Genomic DNA, 19,338 nt, shown 5'->3' on the forward strand with positions numbered 1-19,338 from the left:
GCTTTTGGTCTACGCTGAAGCCGACCTGTGAACTCTCTATGCGTCATCCCTGTCTGAGCAGGAGGATTTGCAGCGCAACTCGCGTTAAACTGCGCGGGTTTTCAAGCCCCCCTTTCTCCGGAGTCATCCATGTCCCGCGTTACCCTGAGTCGCTTTTTGATTGAGCAGACCCGCAGCAACAACACGCCTGCCGATCTGCGTTTCCTGATCGAGGTGGTTGCGCGCGCCTGTAAGGAAATCAGCCACGCCGTCTCCAAGGGCGCGCTGGGTGGCGTCCTGGGCAGCATGGGCACCGAGAACGTGCAGGGCGAGGTGCAGAAGAAGCTCGACGTCCTGTCCAACGAAATCCTGCTCGAAGCCAACGAGTGGGGCGGCCACCTGGCCGGCATGGCGTCCGAGGAGATGGACAATGCCTACCAGATCCCCGGCAAGTACCCGAAAGGCGCCTACCTGCTGGTGTTCGACCCGCTGGACGGCTCGTCGAACATCGACATCAATGCCCCGGTCGGCACCATCTTCTCGGTACTGCGCTGCCCGAACGAATACCTGAGCCAGAACGAAGCCCTGAACGAAAAGGCCTTCCTGCAGCCGGGTACCCAGCAGGTCGCCGCCGGCTACGCGATCTATGGCCCGCAGACCATGCTGATCCTGACCCTGGGCAATGGCGTCAAGGGCTTCACCCTGGACCGTGAGATGGGCAGCTTCGTGCTGACCCACGAGGACATCACCATCCCGGCTTCCACCCAGGAATTCGCGATCAACATGTCCAACCAGCGCCACTGGGAAGCCCCGGTGCAGCGTTACGTCGAAGAGCTGCTGGCCGGCGAGACCGGTCCGCTGAAAAAGAACTACAACATGCGCTGGGTGGCCGCGATGGTGGCCGACGTGCACCGCATCCTGACCCGTGGCGGCCTGTTCATGTACCCACGCGACAGCCGCGAGCCGTCCAAGCCGGGCAAACTGCGTCTGATGTACGAAGCCAACCCGATGTCGTTCCTGATCGAGCAGGCGGGCGGCGCGTCCACCGACGGCCACCAGCGCATCCTCGACATCCAGCCTGACGGCCTGCACCAGCGTGTCGCGGTGTTCCTCGGTTCGAAGGAAGAAGTGGAACGGATCACCGGCTACCACAAGGAATAAACCCATGTCCGCGCCCTGGCAGCCTCTGCTCCAATGGTGGTTCGGTTCAGCCGGGCTGCCCAGTGAGATCGAGGCTGACAAGGGTCGGTTGTGGTTCGGCAAGCGTGACAGCCAGGACCGCGAGGCGCGCGAGCGTTTCGGGCCCTGGGTCGAGCAGGCCCTGGCCGGCGGTTTGACCGAGTGGACGCAATGTCCGCAGGGTTGGCTGGCCGTGGTACTGCTGCTCGATCAACTGCCGCGGATGATCTTCCGCGATTCCCCTGCGGCCTTTTCCGGTGATGCCCGCGCCCAGGCGCTGGTGGCGCAGGGGATTGCCGCCGACTTCGACCGGCAATTGCCGGCGATACAGCGTTCCTTCATCTACCTGGTGTTCGAGCATTGCGAGCATCCGGCGGCGCAGAACGAGGCGGTGTCGCGGTTTGCGGCGTTGCTGCGCGAGCAGCCGGAGGATCAGCGGTCGGTGTTTGCCAGTCAGCTGGATTATGCCGAGCGGCATCAGCGGATCATTGCCCGGTTCGGGCGCTTTCCCCATCGCAACGCCATTCTGGGGCGGGAATCCACGGCCGAGGAAGTGGCGTTTCTGCGTGAGCCCGGCTCACGCTTCTAGTATCTGCGCGTGCTGCCCTTGTGGGCGCCGGCTTGGTGGCGATAGCGGTGTGTCAGGTGACGAGGTTTCGGTTGCCGGATTGCTTTCGCGGGCAAGCCACGCTCCTACAGGTTTGTGCCGTACACAAGCCATGTGTACGGCGCTTGTAGGAGCAGGGCTTGCCCGCGAAGGCGCCGGCGCGGTCGTCAGATCCGGAAACTGCCCACCAGGTGCTTCAGGCGTGCCGCCTGCTGTTCCAGGTCGGCACAGGCCCGCAGGGTCGCCTGCAGGTTCTCCACCCCTTCCTGGTTCAGGGTGTTGATCTCGGTGATATCGACGTTGATCGACTCCACCACCGCAGTCTGCTCCTCGGTCGCGGTCGCCACCGACTGGTTCATGCCGTCGATCTCGCCGATCCGCTGGGTCACGCTGCCCAGCCGTTCGCCGGCCTGGTTGGCGATACCGACGCTGTTTTCGCTCTGGCGTTGGCTGTCGGTCATGAGAGTGACCGCCGCGCGGGCGCCGACCTGCAGCTCCTCGATCATCTTCTGCACCTGCTGCGCCGAGTCCTGGGTGCGGTGGGCGAGGTTGCGCACCTCGTCGGCGACCACGGCAAAGCCGCGACCGGCCTCGCCAGCCCGGGCCGCCTCGATGGCGGCGTTGAGCGCGAGCAGGTTGGTCTGCTGGGAAATGCTGGTGATCACGTCGAGGATCTGCCCGATGTTCACCGTGTTGCTGTTCAACGTCTCGATGTTGCCGCAGGAGTCGCTGATCTGCGCCGACAACTGCTGCATCGCGCCGATGGTCTTGTCCACCACCTGCTGACCGTCTTCGGCGAGGTTGCGTGCCTCGCTCGAATGCTGCGAGGCGAGGGCGGCGTTCTGGGCGATTTCCTGGGCCGCGGCGCCGAGCTGGTTGATCGCTGCCGCCACGCTGCTAGTGCGGTTGGCCTGCTGGTCGGAGTTGAACATCGACGAGTTGGAGGCGCTGACCACGCGCAGGGCGACCTCGTTGACCTGACCGGTGGCCGAGGCCACTTCACGGATCGAGGTGTGGATGCGCTCCACGAAACGGTTGAACGACATGCCCAGGGTGCCGAACTCATCGTGGCCGTGAATGGTCAGGCGCTTGGTCAGGTCGCCTTCACCCTCGGCGATGTCGTGCATCGCCCGGCCCATCAGGTGCAGCGGCTGCATCAGCACACGGATCAGCATGCCCAGCAGGGCGATGATGATCACCACGGCAATCACCATGGCGACGATGGCCGAGGTGCGGAACTCGCTGAGCATCGAGAACGCGGTGTCCTGGTCCAGCACCAGCGCCACGTACCAGTCGGCCGAGGGCACGCCGTTGACGTGGGTGAAGGAGATGAACTGGGTCTTGCCACCCACCGTCACTTCCTTCAGGCCGGGGCTGATCTTCGGTGTGTCGTCCGGATAGGCTTCGGCGAGGTTCTTGAGAATCAGCTTGCTGTCCGGGTGGATCAGGATCTTGCCGTCGGCGCTGACGATGAAGGCATGGCCGTGGCCGCCGAAATTCAGCGAGTTGATGATTGCACTGACACTGCCCAGGTCGATGTCGGCACCGCTCACACCGATGAACTTGCCCTCATGCTGCACCGGCGTGGCGATGGTGATCACCAGCTTGCCGGTCGAGGCGGCGATGTAGGGCTCGGTGACGATGGTCTGCTGGGCGGCGTTGGCGGCCTTGTACCAGCCGCGGGCCCGTGGGTCGTAGTCGGCGGGGCGGTTGCCGGCCGGCACCGAGAACATCACGCCTTCCTGGCTGCCGAAGTAGCTCAACTGGAAGTTGCCGGTATAGGCGGGCAGGCCGACCGCACGCTTGAGGCTGTCGGCGGAGCTGCCGTCCACGGCGATCTGCTGGGACAGCGACTGCAGCAGTTGGATACGGCTTTCCAGCCAGGTCTGGATGTTGCTGGTGGTCAGACTGCCCAGTTCCTGCATCGACGCCTGGGTGCTGTTGTACAGCGCCTGGCGCTGCCGATAGTCGTTGAACAGGATGAAGCAGGCGAACGCCACGGCGACCACGAGGGCCGCAGCCAGGAGAATCTTGTGGCTGAATTTGAGGTTTCTGGTCATGAAATGGCTGTCTGCAAAAGGCGGGTCAACGAAGGGCGACAATTTGCCACGTTTAATGGCGTCGCGCCTCTATCTCTCGGCATCGTCTCGTTAAAGATTAGTTTCTTGACGGTAAAGCCGACGAAACGCCAGTTCCGCCCGCAAAACTGCTGATCTGCAAAGGAAAGCCCTGTAAGAAAAGGTCGTAGGTTCGGGAACCAGATGGCGGTTTTCTCTTCTAAGCTTGCGGTAGGCCCCCGTGCCGACCTTTCCGTCCCCAGGAGTTTCTCCCCATGTCGTTGCGCTCTCTCGCTCTGTTGTCGTTCTGCGTGCTGCTGGCCGCCTGCAGCAAGGTCAACCAGGCAAACTACTCGAAGTTGTCCACGGGCATGCCCAAGGCCGAAGTCGAGGCATTGCTCGGTTCGCCGTCCGATTGTTCCGGCGCGCTGGGCATGTCCAGTTGCACCTGGGGTGACAAGAACAGCTTTATCAGCGTGCAGTACGCCGGTGACAAAGTCCTGATGTTTTCCGGGCAAGGCCTGAAGTAAACCGGGGCACAAGCCCTCGGGAGAAGAAGAAATGTTGCGTTTAGTGGTTACTCTTTTGGCTGGCTTGTTGCTGGCCGGTTGCGCTACGTCCGGTGACGATCTGGCGCCCAAGACCGCAGGTCACGTCGACCTCAAGCGTTACCAGGGCACCTGGTACGAGCTGGCGCGGATGCCGATGTACTTCCAGCGCAACTGTGCCCAGTCCGAGGCCCGCTACAGCCTGATGCCCGACGGCAGGATGGCGGTGTTCAACCGCTGCCTGACCGAGCAGTGGACCTGGGAAGAGGCCAAGGGCACCGCGACACCGCAGGTCGAAGGGCAGGCCGACAAGCTCTGGGTGCGTTTCGATAACTGGTTCACCACGCTGCTGCCGGGCGTGGCGAAGGGTAACTACTGGATTCTCTATGTCAGCGACGACTACCACACCGCGATTGTCGGCGACCCGAGCCGGCGCTATCTGTGGCTGTTGTCGCGCAGCACCAAGATCAGCGCCGATACCCGCGAGGACCTGCTGAGCCGGGCGCGGCAGCAGGGGTATGACACCACCCGACTGATCTGGCGTACGCCCGACTCGAAGATGTCCCACTGAGTTTACGGGCCGCTGCTCGCTCGTTCCCACGCTCCGCGTGGGAACGCAACCCGTGACGCTTCGCGTTTTCAGTTCAGCAGTTCACGCAACACCTGGGCGAAGGCTCGCGTGCTTTCCTCTTCTGCCGCATGTCGGCCACCGCGTACCGCCCACTGGCCGTTGACCATCACGTCACGCACCTGGCGATCGCCGCCGGCGAACAGCCAGCGATTGAGAATGCCGTCGTCCTCGGCGGTCGCCAGGTACGGGTCGTTGCCGTCGAGCACCAGCCAGTCGGCGCGCTTGCCCACTTCCAGGCCGCCAATGGCTTGCCCGAGCGCCTGGGCACCGCCTTCCAGGGCCGCGTCGAACAACGTGCGCCCGACCATCGGCTGATCGGCCCGGTACAGGCGGTTGCGCCGCTGGTCGCGCAGGCGCTGGCCATATTCCAGCCAGCGCAGTTCCTCGACCACGCTCAGTGACACATGGCTGTCGGAACCAATGCCCAGGCGACCGCCCTGGGCGAGGAAGTCCACGGCCGGGAAAATCCCGTCGCCGAGGTTGGCCTCTGTGGTCAGGCACAGGCCGGCAATCGCCCGGCTGCGGGCCATGCGGCTGACTTCCTCGGCATCGGCATGGGTGGCATGCACCAGGCACCAGCGCGAGTCCACCTCGAGATGGTCGTAGAGCCACTGCAACGGGCGCTTGCCGCTCCAGGCCAGGCAGTCGTCGACTTCCTTCTGCTGCTCGGCGATGTGGATGTGCACCGGGCAGTGCCGGTCGCTGGCGGCCAGCACTTCGCTGATCTGTTGCGGAGTCACCGCCCTGAGCGAGTGGAAGCACAGGCCCAGGGCCTGGGCCGGCTGTCTTGCCAGCAACGGCTGCAAACGTGCCTGCAACTTCAGGTAATTCTCGGTACTGTTGATAAAGCGTCGCTGACCGTCGCTGGGTGCCTGGCCGCCAAAACCGGAGTGGCTGTAGAGCACGGGCAGCAGGGTCAGGCCGATGCCGGCGTCGGTGGCGGCCTGGCTGATGCGCAGGGCCAGTTCGGCCGGGTCGGCGTAGGGCTGGCCCTGGGTATCATGGTGCACGTAGTGGAACTCGGCCACCGAGGTGTAGCCGGCCTTGAGCATCTCGATGTAGAGCTGGCGAGCGATGATGCCCATCTGCTCGGGACTGATCCTGCCCACCAGGCGGTACATCAGGTCGCGCCAGGTCCAGAAACTGTCGTTCGGGTTGCCGGCGACCTCCGCCAGCCCGGCCATCGCCCGCTGGAAGGCGTGGGAGTGCAGGTTCGGCATGCCCGGCAGCAGCGGGCCGCCCAGCCGTTCGGCACCCTGTGCATCGGAATCGGCCTCGACCCGGGCCAGCACGCCCTGGGCGTCGACCTCAAGGCGTACGTTTTTGGCCCATCCACTAGGCAGCAGCGCGCGTTCGGCAAAGAAGGCGGACATGGTTCAGCACCCCATCGTGTGTTATTTGTATATACATATACAGACGTTTGCCTGCCCGGTAAACTCCGGCAAGCTGGTATCCTGTCCTGCAGACGCCTGTGACATGACCTACAGCCACCCCTGGAACCGAACAAGGATTTACTGTGCCGACTCCGCCTGCCAACAACCCGCTGGCTGCCCAAATGGGCGAAAGTCCGGCGCCGTTATATGCCCGCGTCAAACAGATGATCACCCAGCAGATCGACAGCGGAAACTGGCCGCCGCATTACCGTGTGCCGTCCGAGAGCGAGCTGGTGGAGCAACTGGGCTACAGCCGCATGACCATCAACCGCGCCCTGCGGGAAATGACCGCCGAAGGTTTGCTGGTGCGCATGCAGGGGGTCGGCACCTTCGTCGCCGAGCCCAAGACCCAGTCGGCGCTGTTCGAGGTGCATAACATCGCCGACGAGATCGCCTCGCGCGGTCATCGCCACACCTGCAAGATCATCACCCTCGGCGAGGAGACCGCCGGCTCCGAGCGTGCCGTGGCCCTGGACATGCGCGAGGGGCAGAAGGTCTTCCACTCGCTGATCGTGCATTTCGAGAATGACATCCCGGTGCAGATCGAGGACCGTTTCGTCAACGCGCAGGTGGCGCCGGACTACCTCAAGCAGGATTTCACCCTGCAGACGCCCTACGCCTACCTGTCACAGGTCGCACCGCTGACCGAGGGCGAGCATGTGGTCGAGGCGATTCTCGCCGATGCCACCGAGTGCGAGCTGTTGCAGATCGAGCCTGGCGAGCCGTGCCTGATGATCCGCCGACGGACCTGGTCCGGTCGCCAGCCGGTGACGGCCGCCCGGTTGATTCACCCCGGTTCCCGTCATCGTCTGGAAGGACGCTTTACCAAATGAGTTCACTGAAAGTCTTGCGTGCGGCGGACTACCCGCGCATGCCGTGGAAAAACGGCGGTGGCAGCACCGAAGAGATCACCCGCGACGAGGGCGAGGGCCTGGAAGGGTTCGGCTGGCGCCTGTCGATTGCCGATATCGGCGAGTCGGGCGGTTTTTCCAGTTTTGCCGGCTATGAGCGGATCATCACCGTGCTGCAGGGCGCGGGCATGACCCTGCAGGTCGATGGTCAACGCACCCGCGCGTTGCTGCCTCTGGACCCGTTCGCCTTCAGTGGCGCGAGCCAGGTCAGTTGTAGCTTGCTCGAGGGCCCGATCCGCGATTTCAACCTGATCTACGCGCCGGAGCGCTACAGTGCCCGGCTGCAATGGCTCGATGCCGTGCAGCCCAAGCGTTTCTTCACTTCGGCGGCGGTGCTGCTGATCTTCAGCGTCAGCGACCAGTTGCATGTCGGCCTGGCCGACACGGGTTATGAAGTACTCGGCCGGCATGACTGCCTGCGGCTGGATGGCAGCGTCGGGCTGCAGGAAGTGGCGGTGACCGGCCGTTGCTGTGTGATCGAGCTGATGCCTGCCTGATTCCGCTAAATCCCACTCTATTTTGAGGTCATCCCCCGATTCCCGTGGGATTTATCCGCGAAAGCGTCCGCGCAAGCGGCGCAGGGCTTGAGAGCCTTTTCGCGGATAAAACCGGTCTCCACAGGGTGTGCGTGCCCCCCGTCGATTTCGGGTACTCCCTCTCGCACTATTTTGTTACCGAACGCCCCAACGTGGCGCAAAAGCCTCTTCCGGTAACAGCTTCCCACCTACAGCTTCGCCTAATCCTACAAATTCATTTTTCGCTCCAGGCCACGTCCCACGGCACTTGGCGACTACTCTGAAAAATTCTTCAGGGCTCGAATTCCGAGTTGGCCGCTTGATTGCATATGCTTGTATGTACAAGTAAATATGTGTGCGTATGAGTCGTCAGGGAGGCATTACGCACCCACTCATTTTTCGCTTGTGACGGGGTATCCGGCACAGGCTCGCTTGCCCACTGCCTGGGCGGGTTCGGACGATCGCAGAGGAGTTTTTTCGTGACTGAGAATACCCAGAAACCTACCGCCACCTTTACCAAGCGCCGTGACGTCGAAATCCGTGCCGCCCGTGGCAACAAGCTGACCGCCAAGAGCTGGCTGACCGAAGCGCCGCTGCGGATGCTGATGAACAACCTCGACCCGCAGGTGGCCGAGAACCCCAAGGAACTGGTGGTTTACGGTGGTATCGGGCGCGCCGCGCGCAACTGGGAGTGCTACGACAAGATCGTCGAGAGCCTGACCAACCTCAATGACGACGAAACCCTGCTGGTGCAGTCCGGCAAGCCGGTCGGCGTGTTCAAGACCCACAGCAACGCCCCGCGCGTACTGATCGCCAACTCCAACCTGGTGCCGCACTGGGCCACCTGGGAACACTTCAACGAACTGGACGCCAAGGGCCTGGCCATGTACGGCCAGATGACCGCCGGCAGCTGGATCTACATCGGTAGCCAGGGCATCGTCCAGGGCACCTATGAAACCTTCGTCGAAGCCGGTCGCCAGCACTACGACAACAACCTCAAGGGCCGCTGGGTGCTGACCGCCGGCCTGGGCGGCATGGGCGGCGCGCAGCCGCTGGCCGCGACCCTGGCCGGTGCCTGCTCGCTGAACATCGAATGCCAGCAGACCAGCATCGACTTCCGCCTCAAGACCCGCTACGTCGACGAGCAGGCCAAGGACCTCGATGACGCCCTGGCCCGTATCGCCAAGTACACCGCCGAAGGCAAGGCGATCTCCATCGCCCTGTGCGGCAACGCCGCCGAAATCCTGCCGGAACTGGTCCGTCGCGGCGTGCGCCCGGACATGGTCACCGACCAGACCAGCGCCCACGACCCGCTCAACGGCTACCTGCCGGCCGGCTGGACCTGGGAAGAGTACCGCGCCCGCGCGCTGACCGAACCGGCCGCCGTGGTGAAGGCCGCCAAGCAGTCGATGGCGGTGCACGTCAAGGCGATGCTGGCATTCCAGAAGCAGGGCATCCCGACCTTCGACTACGGCAACAACATTCGTCAGATGGCCCAGGAAGAAGGCGTCGAGAACGCCTTCGACTTCCCTGGTTTCGTTCCGGCCTACATCCGTCCGCTGTTCTGCCGCGGCATCGGTCCGTTCCGCTGGGCGGCGCTGTCGGGTGACCCGCAGGACATCTACAAGACCGATGCCAAGGTCAAGGAACTGATCCCGGACGACGCCCATCTGCACAACTGGCTGGACATGGCGCGCGAGCGCATCAGCTTCCAGGGCCTGCCGGCGCGGATCTGCTGGGTCGGCCTGGGCCTGCGCGCCAAGCTCGGCCTGGCGTTCAACGAGATGGTGCGCAGCGGCGAGCTGTCGGCGCCGATCGTCATCGGTCGCGACCACCTGGACTCCGGCTCGGTGTCCAGCCCCAACCGTGAAACCGAGTCGATGCAGGACGGTTCCGATGCCGTCTCCGACTGGCCTTTGCTCAACGCCCTGCTCAACACCGCCAGCGGCGCGACCTGGGTCTCCCTGCACCACGGCGGCGGCGTCGGCATGGGCTTCTCGCAGCACTCGGGCATGGTCATCGTCTGCGACGGTACTGACGAGGCGGCCGCGCGTATCGCCCGCGTCCTGCACAACGACCCGGCCACCGGGGTCATGCGTCATGCCGATGCCGGTTACCAGATCGCCATCGACTGCGCGAAGGAGCAGGGGCTGAACCTGCCGATGATCACCGGCAAATAAGGCGCCTGGAGGGGAGCCGGCTTTGCCCTTGGGCGCCGGCTCCCACAGGAGGCCGTGTTTTGCAGGCATTGCGTGAGCACCGGAAGACAATCCACAGAGGTTGAACGATAAATGGCTGTATCGAATGATCGTGCAAGCAACAAACCGTTGATCGAAAGGCGTTCGATCGACTACATCCCGGAAGCGGAAAGACACGGTCGTCTACTCAGTCAGTTCACCCTGTGGTTGGGGGCCAACCTGCAGATCACCGCGATCGTCACCGGTGCGCTGGCGGTGGTGCTCGGCGGCGACGTGTACTGGTCGCTGGTCGGCCTGCTGCTGGGGCAACTGCTCGGCGGCGGGGTGATGGCGCTGCATGCCGCGCAAGGGCCGCAACTGGGCCTGCCGCAGATGATCTCCAGCCGCGTGCAGTTCGGCGTCTACGGCGCGGTGATCCCGCTGGTGCTGGTGTGCCTGATGTACATCGGCTTCTCGGCCAGCGGCTCGCTGCTGGCCGGACAGGCGGTGGCGCAACTGCTGCACGTCGAGGACTGGGTCGGCATCGTGCTGTTCGCCGCCTCGATCCTGGTCTTCACCATCTTCGGCTACCGGGTGATCCACGGCATCGGCCGGGTCGCCAGCGTGCTGGGGGTGATCGCCTTCATCTACCTGTTCTACAGACTGCTGGCGGGCAACGATGTTTCCGCGTTGCTGGCCAACAAGCATTTCTCCCTGGCGAGCTTCCTGCTGGCGGTGTCGCTGTCGGCGTCCTGGCAGATCGCCTTCGGGCCCTACGTGGCGGACTACTCGCGCTACCTGCCGCGCAGCACTTCAGCGTCGAAAACCTTCTGGGCCGTGGGCCTGGGGTCGGTGATCGGCTCGCAGGCGTCGATGGTCTTCGGGGTGTTCGCGGCGGCCCTGGCCGGTTCGCAGTTCGCTCACCACGAGGTCTCATTCATTGTCAGCCTTGGCGGCACCGGCGTGATCGCCGCGGCGCTGTACTTCGCCGTGGCCTTTGGCAAGGTCACCGTGACCACGCTCAATGCCTACGGCAGCTTCATGTCGATCGCCACCATCATCAGCGGTTTCCGTGGCAACCGGCACATCGGCAGCGGCGTGCGCCTGCTGTACATCTTTGTCATGGTCAGCCTCGCGGCGGCCCTGGCGCTGCTCGGCAAGGACTCGTTCCTCAAGGAATTCTCCGCGTTCATCCTGTTCCTGCTGGCGTTCTTCACGCCCTGGAGCGCGATCAACCTGGTGGACTTCTACTGCATCACCAAGGAACGCTACGACATTCCCGCGCTGTCCGATCCCCACGGCCGTTACGGGCGCTGGAACATCATGGGCATCAGCATCTATGTGTTCGGCGTGCTGATCCAGATGCCGTTCATCTCCACGCATTTCTACACCGGTCCCCTGGTGGCGAGTCTGGGCGATACCGATATCTCCTGGATCATCGGCCTGGTGGTTCCGGCAGCGCTGTACTACTACGCCGCGAAGAAGTGGCACGGCGCGGTTCCTGATCGCTTGATCCTGCCGCCAGAGCAGGGCGAGGTCGCAGCACCCCAGGCCAGTGGCCGGGCTCAGCCGTCGTCGGTGGCCTGAATCCCGAGCCTGAGCAACACGTGGACAGGGCCCGCTCGCGGGCCAACCCGGGCCGGATGCCTCTTGACTGCCGTTAACCCATTCATGATTAGGAGCGTCACATAATGAAAATGAAAAAGACCCTGCTGACCACGGCGTTGTCCCTCGGCCTGTTGACCGCTGCCGGCGCCAGCCAGGCCGCCGGCTGGTGCGAGTCCGGCAAGCCGGTGAAATTCGCGGGCCTCAACTGGGAAAGCGGCATGTTGCTGACCGACGTCCTGCAGTTCGTCCTGGAAAAAGGCTACGACTGCAAGACCGACAGCCTGCCGGGCAACTCCATCACCATGGAGAACGCGCTGAGCACCAACGATATCCAGGTCTTCGCCGAAGAGTGGGTGGGCCGCAGCGAGGTCTGGAACAAGGCCGAGAAGGCCGGCAAGGTCGTCGGCGTCGGCGCGCCGGTGGTCGGGGCCATCGAAGGTTGGTACGTGCCGCGCTATGTGGTCGAGGGCGATGCCAAGCGCAAGCTCCAGGCCAAGGCGCCGAACCTGAAGAACATCGCCGACCTGGCGCAATACGCCTCGGTGTTCAAGGACCCGGAAGAACCGAGCAAGGGGCGTTTCTACAACTGCCCGGCCGGCTGGACCTGCGAGCTGGACAACAGCGAGATGCTCAAGAGCTACGGCCTGGAAAACGCCTACACCAACTTCCGTCCAGGGACCGGGCCGGCTCTGGATGCCGCGGTGCTGTCGAGCTACAAGCGTGGCGAGCCGATCCTGTTCTACTACTGGTCGCCGACGCCGCTGATGGGCCAGGTCGATCTGATCAAGCTGGACGAGAAGCCGGGCGTCGACAAGAGTGTGAGCATCAAGGTCGGTCTGTCCAAGACCTTCCACGACGAGGCACCTGAACTGGTGGCCGTGCTGGAGAAGGCCAACCTGCCGATCGACCTGCTGAACCAGAACCTGGGGCGCATGAGCAAGGAGCGGATCGAGTCGCCGAAGCTGGCGAAAATCTTCCTCAAGGAACACCCTGAGGTCTGGCAGGCTTGGGTCAGCGCTGACGCTGCCAAGAAAATCAACGCGGCTCTGTAGGTCGATTCCTCCCGGTCAACCGAGAGGCTGACCGGGACGCTACATCCACTTGATCGAGAGTTTCCAATGTTTCCCGAGAATTTCACGTTTTCCATCGCCGACTGGGTCAACGGTTGGGTCGATTCGCTGGTGACCAACTACGGTGATGTGTTCCGCCACATTTCCGACACCCTGCTGTGGGCCATCGTCAACCTCGAGAGCCTGCTGCGCCTGGTGCCATGGTGGCTGATGCTGGCCATCGTCGGCGGTATCGCCTGGCATGCCACCCGCAAGCTGGTCAGCACCGCGGTGATCGTCGGCCTGCTGTTCCTGGTGGGGGCGGTCGGCCTGTGGGACAAGCTGATGCAGACCCTGGCGCTGATGCTGGTGGCGACGCTGATCTCGGTGCTGATCGGGATTCCGCTGGGCATCCTGTCGGCGCGCAGTGACCGCCTGCGCTCGGTGCTGATGCCACTGCTGGACATCATGCAGACCATGCCCAGCTTCGTGTACCTGATCCCGGTGCTGATGCTGTTCGGCCTGGGCAAGGTTCCGGCGATCTTCGCCACGGTGATCTACGCCGCGCCGCCGCTGATCCGCCTGACCGACCTGGGTATCCGCCAGGTGGACGGCGAGGTGATGGAGGCGATCAACGCCTTCGGTGCCAACCGCTGGCAGCAACTGTTCGGCGTGCAACTGCCGCTGGCCCTGCCGAGCATCATGGCCGGGATCAACCAGACCACCATGATGGCCCTGTCGATGGTGGTGATCGCCTCGATGATCGGTGCCCGTGGCCTGGGCGAAGACGTGCTGGTGGGCATCCAGACCCTCAACGTCGGGCGTGGCCTGGAAGCCGGCCTGGCTATCGTGATTCTCGCCGTGGTCATCGACCGCATTACCCAGGCCTACGGTCGTCCGCGCCACGAGGTGAGCAAATGACTGATTCCATCGTCAGCAAGATCGAAGTCAAGAACGTCTTCAAGATCTTCGGTTCGCGCGCCGGTGATGCGCTGAACCTGATCCGCCAGGGCAAGACCAAGGACCAGGTGCTGGCCGAGACCGGCTGCGTGGTCGGGGTCAACGACCTGTCGCTGAGCATCGGCACCGGCGAGATCTTCGTCATCATGGGCCTGTCGGGTTCCGGCAAGTCGACCCTGGTGCGCCACTTCAACCGCCTGATCGATCCCACCAGCGGGGCGATCCTGGTCGATGGCGTGGACATCCTGCAGCACGACATGGACGCCCTGCGCGAATTCCGTCGGCACAAGATCAGCATGGTGTTCCAGAGCTTCGGCCTGCTGCCGCACAAGACCGTGCTGGATAACGTCGCCTATGGCCTCAAGGTTCGCGGCGAGAGCAAGCAACTGTGTGTCGAGCGTTCGCTGCACTGGATCAATACCGTGGGCCTCAAGGGCTACGAGAACAAGTACCCGCACCAGCTGTCGGGCGGCATGCGCCAGCGCGTCGGCCTGGCCCGGGCCCTGGCGGCGGACACCGACATCATCCTGATGGACGAGGCCTTCAGTGCCCTCGACCCGCTGATCCGCGCCGAGATGCAGGACCAGTTGCTCGAACTGCAGAAGACCCTGCACAAGACCATCGTGTTCATCACCCATGACCTCGACGAGGCGGTACGCATCGGTAACCGGATCGCGATTCTCAAGGATGGCCGGCTGATCCAGGTCGGTACGCCGCGGGAAATTCTGCATTCGCCGGCGGACGAGTATGTGGACCGCTTCGTCCAGCGACGGGCGGCGACGGTGTGATGAGGTCGGATATGTCCCAGGTCGAGAAAATCGTTATCGCCGATGCGCCATTGCGCTGGCAGGATGTGGTTGCGGTCGCCCGTCACGGCGCGCTGCTGGAACTGACCCCGCAGACCTGGGCGCGGATCGACAACGCCCAGGCGATCGTCCAGCGCATCGTCGTCAGCGGCGAGCGCGCCTATGGCATCAACACCGGCCTGGGGGCGCTGTCCAACGTTTCGCTGTCCGGCGAGCAACTGAGCCAGCTGTCGCGCAATACCCTGCTCAGCCACGCCTGCGGCGTCGGCCCGGCACTGGCCGACGAACAGACCCGGGCGATCATTTGCGCGGCGATCATCAACTACAGCCACGGCAGGTCCGGCCTGCATCGCCAGGTGGTCGAGGCGCTGCTGGCGCTGCTCAACCGCGGCATCACCCCGCAGGTGCCGTCCCAGGGTTCTGTCGGTTACCTGACCCACATGGCTCATGTCGGCGTGGCCCTGCTCGGGGTCGGCCAGGTCAGCTATCGCGGCCGGATCGTGCCTGCCGCGCAGGCCCTGGCCGAAGAGGGGCTGCAACCGGTGCAACTGGGTGCCAAGGACGGGCTGTGCCTGGTCAACGGCACGCCGTGCATGACCGGCCTGAGCTGCCTGGCCCTGGCTGACGCGAACCGCCTGGCGCAATGGGCCGACGTCACCGCGGCGATGAGTTTCGAGGCCCAGCGCGGCCAGATCGCCGCGTTCGACGCCGAGATCATCGCGCTCAAGCCGCACCCGGGCATGCAACAGGTCGGCAGCAATTTGCGTGGCCTGCTCGACGGCAGCGAAGTGATCGCTGCGAGCAAGGGCATCCGGACCCAGGACGCCCTGAGCATCCGCTCGATCCCGCAGGTGCACGGCGCGGCCCGCGACCAACTGGCCCACGTCACCCGGCAGGTCGAGATCGAACTCAACGGCTGCACCGACAACCCGCTGCTGCTGGGCACGCCGGACGATTTCCGGGTGATGTCCCAGGCCAACCCCCATGGCCAGTCGGTCGCCCTGGCGGCGGACCTGCTGGCGATCGCCATGGCGGAGATCGGCTCGATCGCCGAGCGGCGCCTCGACCGCCTGATCAACCCGCATGTCAGCGGCCTGCCGGCATTCCTGGTCAGCCAGCCGGGCGTCAATTCGGGGATGATGATCGTGCAGTACGTCGCCGCGTCCCTCTGCGCGCAGAACCGTCAGTTGGCGCAACCGGCGGTGCTCGACAACTACGTGACCTCGGGCCTGCAGGAGGACCACCTGAGCCTGGGCACCAACGCTGCGCTGAAGTTGCACCAGGTGCTGGAGAACTGCACGCAGATCCTCGCCATCGAGTACCTGCTGGCGGCCCAGGCCTTCGAATTCCTCAAGGAACAGCGCTTCGGCGCCGGTACCGACGTCGCCTGGAGGCTGCTGCGCGAGCACGTGCCGGCCTATGACCAGGACCGCTGGCTGGCACCGGATATCGCCACCGTGGCGGCGCTGCTGCGCGACCCGCGGCTCTTGCCCGAAAGATTGCCGAACCTGAACTGATTCAAACAAAGATAGCCAGCGTGCCAAGGCGCCATCCGCCCAAAAAGCGGACAGCGACGGATAACGGAAGCTTCCGGAGCGACTGGCAGTTGATAACACTCTCAAAAGGAGCATGAATGTGACTGCGTTGAACCTTATTCCCGGCCAACTGACCCTGGCGCAACTGCGTGCCGTGTACCAACAGCCGGTGCAACTGAGCCTGGACGCCAGCGCTGACGCGCAGATCGACGCCAGCGTCGCCTGCGTCGAGCAGATTCTGGCCGAGAACCGTACCGCCTACGGCATCAATACCGGCTTTGGCCTGCTGGCGTCGACCCGCATCGCCAGCGCCGATCTGGAGAACCTCCAGCGTTCGCTGGTGCTGTCCCATGCCGCCGGTGTCGGCGAGCCGATCAGCGATGACCTGGTGCGGCTGATCATGGTGCTCAAGGTCAACAGCCTGAGCCGCGGTTTCTCCGGCATTCGCCGGCAGGTGATCGATGCGCTGATCGCCTTGATCAATGCCGAGGTCTACCCGCACATTCCGCTCAAGGGCTCCGTCGGCGCCTCCGGTGACCTGGCGCCACTGGCGCACATGTCGCTGGTGCTGCTCGGCGAGGGCAAGGCCCGCTACCAGGGCCAGTGGCTGGACGCGCCGGCCGCGCTGAAGCAGGCCGGCCTGCAACCGCTGACCCTGGCGGCGAAGGAGGGCCTGGCACTGCTCAACGGCACCCAGGTGTCCACCGCGTTCGCCCTGCGTGGCCTGTTCGAAGGCGAGGACCTGTTCGCCGGTGCGCTGGTTGCCGGTGGCCTGACCGTCGAGGCGGTGCTGGGTTCGCGTTCGCCGTTCGATGCGCGTATCCATGAAGCGCGTGGCCAGCGCGGCCAGATCGACGCCGCGGCGAGCTATCGCCACCTGCTCGGCGAGCGCAGCGAAGTGTCCGATTCGCACCAGAACTGCGAGAAGGTCCAGGACCCTTACTCCCTGCGCTGTCAGCCGCAAGTCATGGGCGCCTGCCTGACCCAGTTCCGCCAGGCGGCCGAGGTGCTGGTGGTCGAGGCCAACGCCGTTTCCGACAACCCGCTGGTGTTCGCTGCCCAGGGGGATGTGATCTCCGGTGGCAACTTCCACGCCGAGCCGGTGGCCATGGCCGCCGACAACATGGCCCTGGCGATTGCCGAGATCGGTTCGCTGAGCGAGCGCCGCATCTCGTTGATGATGGACAAGCACATGTCGCAGTTGCCGCCGTTCCTGGTGGCCAACGGTGGCGTCAACTCCGGCTTCATGATCGCCCAGGTGACCGCCGCGGCGCTGGCCAGCGACAACAAGGCCTTGGCCCATCCGCACAGCGTCGACAGCCTGCCGACTTCGGCGAACCAGGAGGACCATGTGTCCATGGCACCGGCTGCCGGCAAGCGTCTGTGGGAAATGGCTGAAAACACCCGCGGAATTCTCGCCGTCGAGTGGCTGGCCGCCTGCCAGGGCCTGGACCTGCGCAATGGTCTGAAAACCTCGCCGACCCTGGAAACCGCGCGCGCGACCCTGCGGGAAAAGGTCGCCTACTACGACAAGGACCGTTTCTTCGCCCCGGACATCGAGGCCGCCACCGAACTGTTGGCGTCGCGCTGCCTGACCGCGCTGGTGCCGGCGAAGTTGCTGCCGAGCCTGTAGGCGCCAAGCGTTACACAGGAACGGACTGGGGCAGCGGCCCATTTGAGCGGCGGCCCTGTGGGGCGAGCTTGGCCGTGAAGGGTGATGAATGACGGCCTTTGGCGGATCGCCAGCAAGCCGGCTCCTACAAAAGCGAGCCGGCTGCCACAGATTCGCGGCACCACCGGGCAGATGCTTTTTGCCTGAGCGGGTCGGGTTGGGTACTCTGCGACCCCTTTTTGCGGCCGGGTGGCCGCAAGACCTTCGCCCCAAGTCTGATTCTTGTCGACCTGTACCGATAAGAATAATTAAGGACGAGTAATGCAACAGCCAGTAAAAGGTTTGAAACGCGGGCTTTCCGCCCGACACATTCGCTTCATGGCACTGGGTTCCGCCATCGGCACGGGCCTGTTCTATGGCTCCGCCTCGGCGATCCAGATGGCCGGCCCGGCCGTGCTGCTGGCCTACCTGATCGGTGGTGCCGCGGTGTTCATGGTGATGCGCGCCCTCGGCGAGATGGCGGTGCACAACCCGGTGTCCGGTTCCTTCGGCCAGTACGCCAGTACCTATGTCGGCCCGATGTCGGGCTTCATCCTCGGCTGGACCTATGCCTTCGAGATGGTCATCGTCGGCCTGGCTGACGTCACCGCCTTCGGTATCTACATGGGTTTCTGGTTCCCGGAGGTCGATCGCTGGATCTGGGTCCTGGGTATCGTGTTCTTCATCGGCGCGCTGAACCTGTGCGCGGTGAAGGTCTTCGGTGAAATGGAATTCTGGCTGTCGCTGCTCAAGGTCGGCGCGATCGTCGCGATGATCCTCGGCGGCTTCGGCATCATGTTCTTCGGCATCAGTACCGCCACGCCGTCTGCCGAGGTCGGTATCGGCAATCTCTGGGCCCATGGCGGCTTCATGCCCAACGGCGTGGCCGGCATCATCGCTTCCTTCGCGGTGGTGATGTTCGCCTTTGGCGGCATCGAGATCATCGGCGTCACCGCCGGCGAGGCCCGCGACCCGCAGCGGGTCATCCCCAAGGCGATCAACGCGGTGCCGGTGCGGATCCTGCTGTTTTACGTGCTGACCCTGCTGGTGCTGATGTCCATTTACCCCTGGCCGCAGATCGGCAGCCAGGGCAGCCCGTTCGTGCAGATCTTCCAGAACCTTGGGATCGGGTCGGCGGCGACCATTCTCAATATCGTGGTGATCTCGGCGGCGGTGTCGGCGATCAACAGCGATATCTTCGGTGCCGGTCGCATGATGTACGGCCTGGCCCAGCAGGGGCAGGCGCCCAAGGCCTTCGCCACGCTGTCCCGTGCCGGCGTGCCGTGGATGACCGTGGTGGTCATGGGCGCGGCGCTGCTCGGTGGCGTGCTGCTGAACTACCTGATCCCGGAAAACGTGTTCCTGCTGATCGCCTCGATCGCCACCTTCGCCACCGTCTGGGTGTGGTTCATGATCCTGGTCACCCAGGTTGCCATGCGCCGCTCGATGAGCCGTGAAGAGGCCGCCCAGCTCAAGTTCCCCGTGCCGTTGTGGCCCTATGCGCCGATTGCCGCCATCACCTTCATGATCTTCATCTTCGGCGTGCTGGGCTGGTTCCCGGACAGCCGGCCGGCGCTGATCGTCGGTGCGGTGTGGCTCGGCCTGCTGGTGCTGGCGTACCTGATCTGGGTCAAGCCGGCGGCGGCCCAGGCGGCACGGGTCGCCCAAGATCCTTCCCTGTCTCATCGATAG

At 64.2% G+C, this 19,338-nt stretch carries 16 protein-coding genes and 1 pseudogene; 14 read left to right on the forward strand and 3 right to left on the reverse strand.

The genetic code is table 11. The annotated features are described in order from the left end of the window. Positions 1-129 precede the first annotated feature (129 nt). Together ACZ5KU_RS01715 and ACZ5KU_RS01720 are read left to right on the forward strand one after the other, a co-directional pair. Positions 130-1,140: a class 1 fructose-bisphosphatase gene (locus ACZ5KU_RS01715; protein WP_054057922.1), complete on the forward strand. Its 1,011-nt coding sequence runs from the start codon at positions 130-132 to the stop codon at positions 1,138-1,140. Between the two features lie 4 nt (positions 1,141-1,144). Beyond that, positions 1,145-1,747, forward strand: a complete 603-nt coding sequence (locus tag ACZ5KU_RS01720) for a DUF924 family protein (protein WP_054057921.1) — start codon at positions 1,145-1,147, stop codon at positions 1,745-1,747. Between the two features lie 185 nt (positions 1,748-1,932). On the opposite strand, the gene ACZ5KU_RS01725 is transcribed toward ACZ5KU_RS01720, so the two are convergent. Further along, the gene (locus tag ACZ5KU_RS01725) at positions 1,933-2,811 is read right to left on the reverse strand and encodes a methyl-accepting chemotaxis protein (protein WP_416773398.1); all 879 of its coding nucleotides are present in this window, start codon (positions 2,809-2,811) and stop codon (positions 1,933-1,935) included. Next, positions 2,791-3,825: pseudogene (locus tag ACZ5KU_RS01730) on the reverse strand (HAMP domain-containing protein); the annotation flags it as partial. The pseudogene ACZ5KU_RS01730 and the gene ACZ5KU_RS01725, both read right to left, overlap by 21 nt. A 272-nt stretch (positions 3,826-4,097) precedes the next feature. On the opposite strand from ACZ5KU_RS01730, the gene ACZ5KU_RS01735 reads away from it, so the two are divergent. Together ACZ5KU_RS01735 and ACZ5KU_RS01740 are read left to right on the forward strand one after the other, a co-directional pair. Further along, positions 4,098-4,352 (forward strand): hypothetical protein, encoded by a 255-nt coding sequence (locus ACZ5KU_RS01735; RefSeq protein ID WP_017903223.1) that lies wholly within the window; start codon positions 4,098-4,100, stop codon positions 4,350-4,352. A 31-nt stretch (positions 4,353-4,383) separates the two neighbouring features. Further along, positions 4,384-4,941 (forward strand): lipocalin family protein, encoded by a 558-nt coding sequence (locus tag ACZ5KU_RS01740; RefSeq protein ID WP_464736765.1) that lies wholly within the window; start codon positions 4,384-4,386, stop codon positions 4,939-4,941. A 68-nt stretch (positions 4,942-5,009) separates the two neighbouring features. Here ACZ5KU_RS01740 and ACZ5KU_RS01745 read toward each other — a convergent pair whose 3' ends face one another. Further along, positions 5,010-6,374: a formimidoylglutamate deiminase gene (locus ACZ5KU_RS01745; protein ID WP_054057918.1), complete on the reverse strand. Its 1,365-nt coding sequence runs from the start codon at positions 6,372-6,374 to the stop codon at positions 5,010-5,012. A gap of 182 nt (positions 6,375-6,556) precedes the next feature. Here ACZ5KU_RS01745 and hutC point away from each other — a divergent pair, with 182 nt between their 5' ends. From hutC to ACZ5KU_RS01795, 10 genes are all read left to right on the forward strand, one after another. After that, positions 6,557-7,267: a histidine utilization repressor gene (gene hutC / locus ACZ5KU_RS01750; RefSeq protein ID WP_192842689.1), complete on the forward strand. Its 711-nt coding sequence runs from the start codon at positions 6,557-6,559 to the stop codon at positions 7,265-7,267. Continuing rightward, complete coding sequence (locus tag ACZ5KU_RS01755) at positions 7,264-7,842, forward strand: HutD/Ves family protein (protein WP_464736766.1); 579 nt, start codon at positions 7,264-7,266, stop codon at positions 7,840-7,842. Before hutC ends, ACZ5KU_RS01755 begins: the two co-directional genes overlap by 4 nt. Positions 7,843-8,339: 497 nt before the next feature. Then, complete coding sequence (hutU, locus tag ACZ5KU_RS01760) at positions 8,340-10,040, forward strand: urocanate hydratase (protein WP_054057915.1); 1,701 nt, start codon at positions 8,340-8,342, stop codon at positions 10,038-10,040. Between the two features lie 111 nt (positions 10,041-10,151). Beyond that, positions 10,152-11,624: a purine-cytosine permease family protein gene (locus ACZ5KU_RS01765; protein WP_464736767.1), complete on the forward strand. Its 1,473-nt coding sequence runs from the start codon at positions 10,152-10,154 to the stop codon at positions 11,622-11,624. A gap of 104 nt (positions 11,625-11,728) precedes the next feature. Then, entirely contained in the window at positions 11,729-12,697 is a 969-nt protein-coding gene (locus tag ACZ5KU_RS01770) for an ABC transporter substrate-binding protein (RefSeq protein ID WP_054057913.1), read from the forward strand. 66 nt (positions 12,698-12,763) lie between these two features. Then, positions 12,764-13,615, forward strand: coding sequence for an ABC transporter permease (locus ACZ5KU_RS01775; protein ID WP_054057912.1), 852 nt, complete (start codon positions 12,764-12,766; stop codon positions 13,613-13,615). After that, positions 13,612-14,442: a quaternary amine ABC transporter ATP-binding protein gene (locus tag ACZ5KU_RS01780; RefSeq protein WP_054057911.1), complete on the forward strand. Its 831-nt coding sequence runs from the start codon at positions 13,612-13,614 to the stop codon at positions 14,440-14,442. The genes ACZ5KU_RS01775 and ACZ5KU_RS01780 overlap by 4 nt, the downstream gene beginning before the upstream one ends. Before the next feature lie 11 nt (positions 14,443-14,453). Continuing rightward, the gene (locus tag ACZ5KU_RS01785) at positions 14,454-15,977 is read left to right on the forward strand and encodes an HAL/PAL/TAL family ammonia-lyase (RefSeq protein ID WP_054057910.1); all 1,524 of its coding nucleotides are present in this window, start codon (positions 14,454-14,456) and stop codon (positions 15,975-15,977) included. A 112-nt stretch (positions 15,978-16,089) separates the two neighbouring features. Further along, positions 16,090-17,628, forward strand: a complete 1,539-nt coding sequence (gene hutH, locus ACZ5KU_RS01790; protein ID WP_273822619.1) for a histidine ammonia-lyase — start codon at positions 16,090-16,092, stop codon at positions 17,626-17,628. Between the two features lie 300 nt (positions 17,629-17,928). Further along, positions 17,929-19,338, forward strand: coding sequence for an amino acid permease (locus ACZ5KU_RS01795; protein WP_464736768.1), 1,410 nt, complete (start codon positions 17,929-17,931; stop codon positions 19,336-19,338).

This window comes from Pseudomonas sp. Tof1 (genome assembly GCF_055390395.1).

What these genes read in the sequence shown, in the direction of transcription:
- ACZ5KU_RS01715 (WP_054057922.1), top strand. Translation starts at nt 130, where the DNA reads ATGTCCCGCGTTACCCTGAGTCGCTTTTTGATTGAGCAGACCCGCAGC.
- ACZ5KU_RS01720 (WP_054057921.1), top strand. Translation starts at nt 1,145, where the DNA reads ATGTCCGCGCCCTGGCAGCCTCTGCTCCAATGGTGGTTCGGTTCAGCC.
- ACZ5KU_RS01725 (WP_416773398.1), bottom strand. Translation starts at nt 2,811, where the DNA reads ATGTCGTTCAACCGTTTCGTGGAGCGCATCCACACCTCGATCCGTGAA.
- ACZ5KU_RS01735 (WP_017903223.1), top strand. Translation starts at nt 4,098, where the DNA reads ATGTCGTTGCGCTCTCTCGCTCTGTTGTCGTTCTGCGTGCTGCTGGCC.
- ACZ5KU_RS01740 (WP_464736765.1), top strand. Translation starts at nt 4,384, where the DNA reads ATGTTGCGTTTAGTGGTTACTCTTTTGGCTGGCTTGTTGCTGGCCGGT.
- ACZ5KU_RS01745 (WP_054057918.1), bottom strand. Translation starts at nt 6,374, where the DNA reads ATGTCCGCCTTCTTTGCCGAACGCGCGCTGCTGCCTAGTGGATGGGCC.
- hutC (WP_192842689.1), top strand. Translation starts at nt 6,557, where the DNA reads ATGGGCGAAAGTCCGGCGCCGTTATATGCCCGCGTCAAACAGATGATC.
- ACZ5KU_RS01755 (WP_464736766.1), top strand. Translation starts at nt 7,264, where the DNA reads ATGAGTTCACTGAAAGTCTTGCGTGCGGCGGACTACCCGCGCATGCCG.
- ACZ5KU_RS01765 (WP_464736767.1), top strand. Translation starts at nt 10,152, where the DNA reads ATGGCTGTATCGAATGATCGTGCAAGCAACAAACCGTTGATCGAAAGG.
- ACZ5KU_RS01770 (WP_054057913.1), top strand. Translation starts at nt 11,729, where the DNA reads ATGAAAATGAAAAAGACCCTGCTGACCACGGCGTTGTCCCTCGGCCTG.
- ACZ5KU_RS01775 (WP_054057912.1), top strand. Translation starts at nt 12,764, where the DNA reads ATGTTTCCCGAGAATTTCACGTTTTCCATCGCCGACTGGGTCAACGGT.
- ACZ5KU_RS01780 (WP_054057911.1), top strand. Translation starts at nt 13,612, where the DNA reads ATGACTGATTCCATCGTCAGCAAGATCGAAGTCAAGAACGTCTTCAAG.
- ACZ5KU_RS01785 (WP_054057910.1), top strand. Translation starts at nt 14,454, where the DNA reads ATGTCCCAGGTCGAGAAAATCGTTATCGCCGATGCGCCATTGCGCTGG.
- hutH (WP_273822619.1), top strand. Translation starts at nt 16,090, where the DNA reads ATGAATGTGACTGCGTTGAACCTTATTCCCGGCCAACTGACCCTGGCG.
- ACZ5KU_RS01795 (WP_464736768.1), top strand. Translation starts at nt 17,929, where the DNA reads ATGCAACAGCCAGTAAAAGGTTTGAAACGCGGGCTTTCCGCCCGACAC.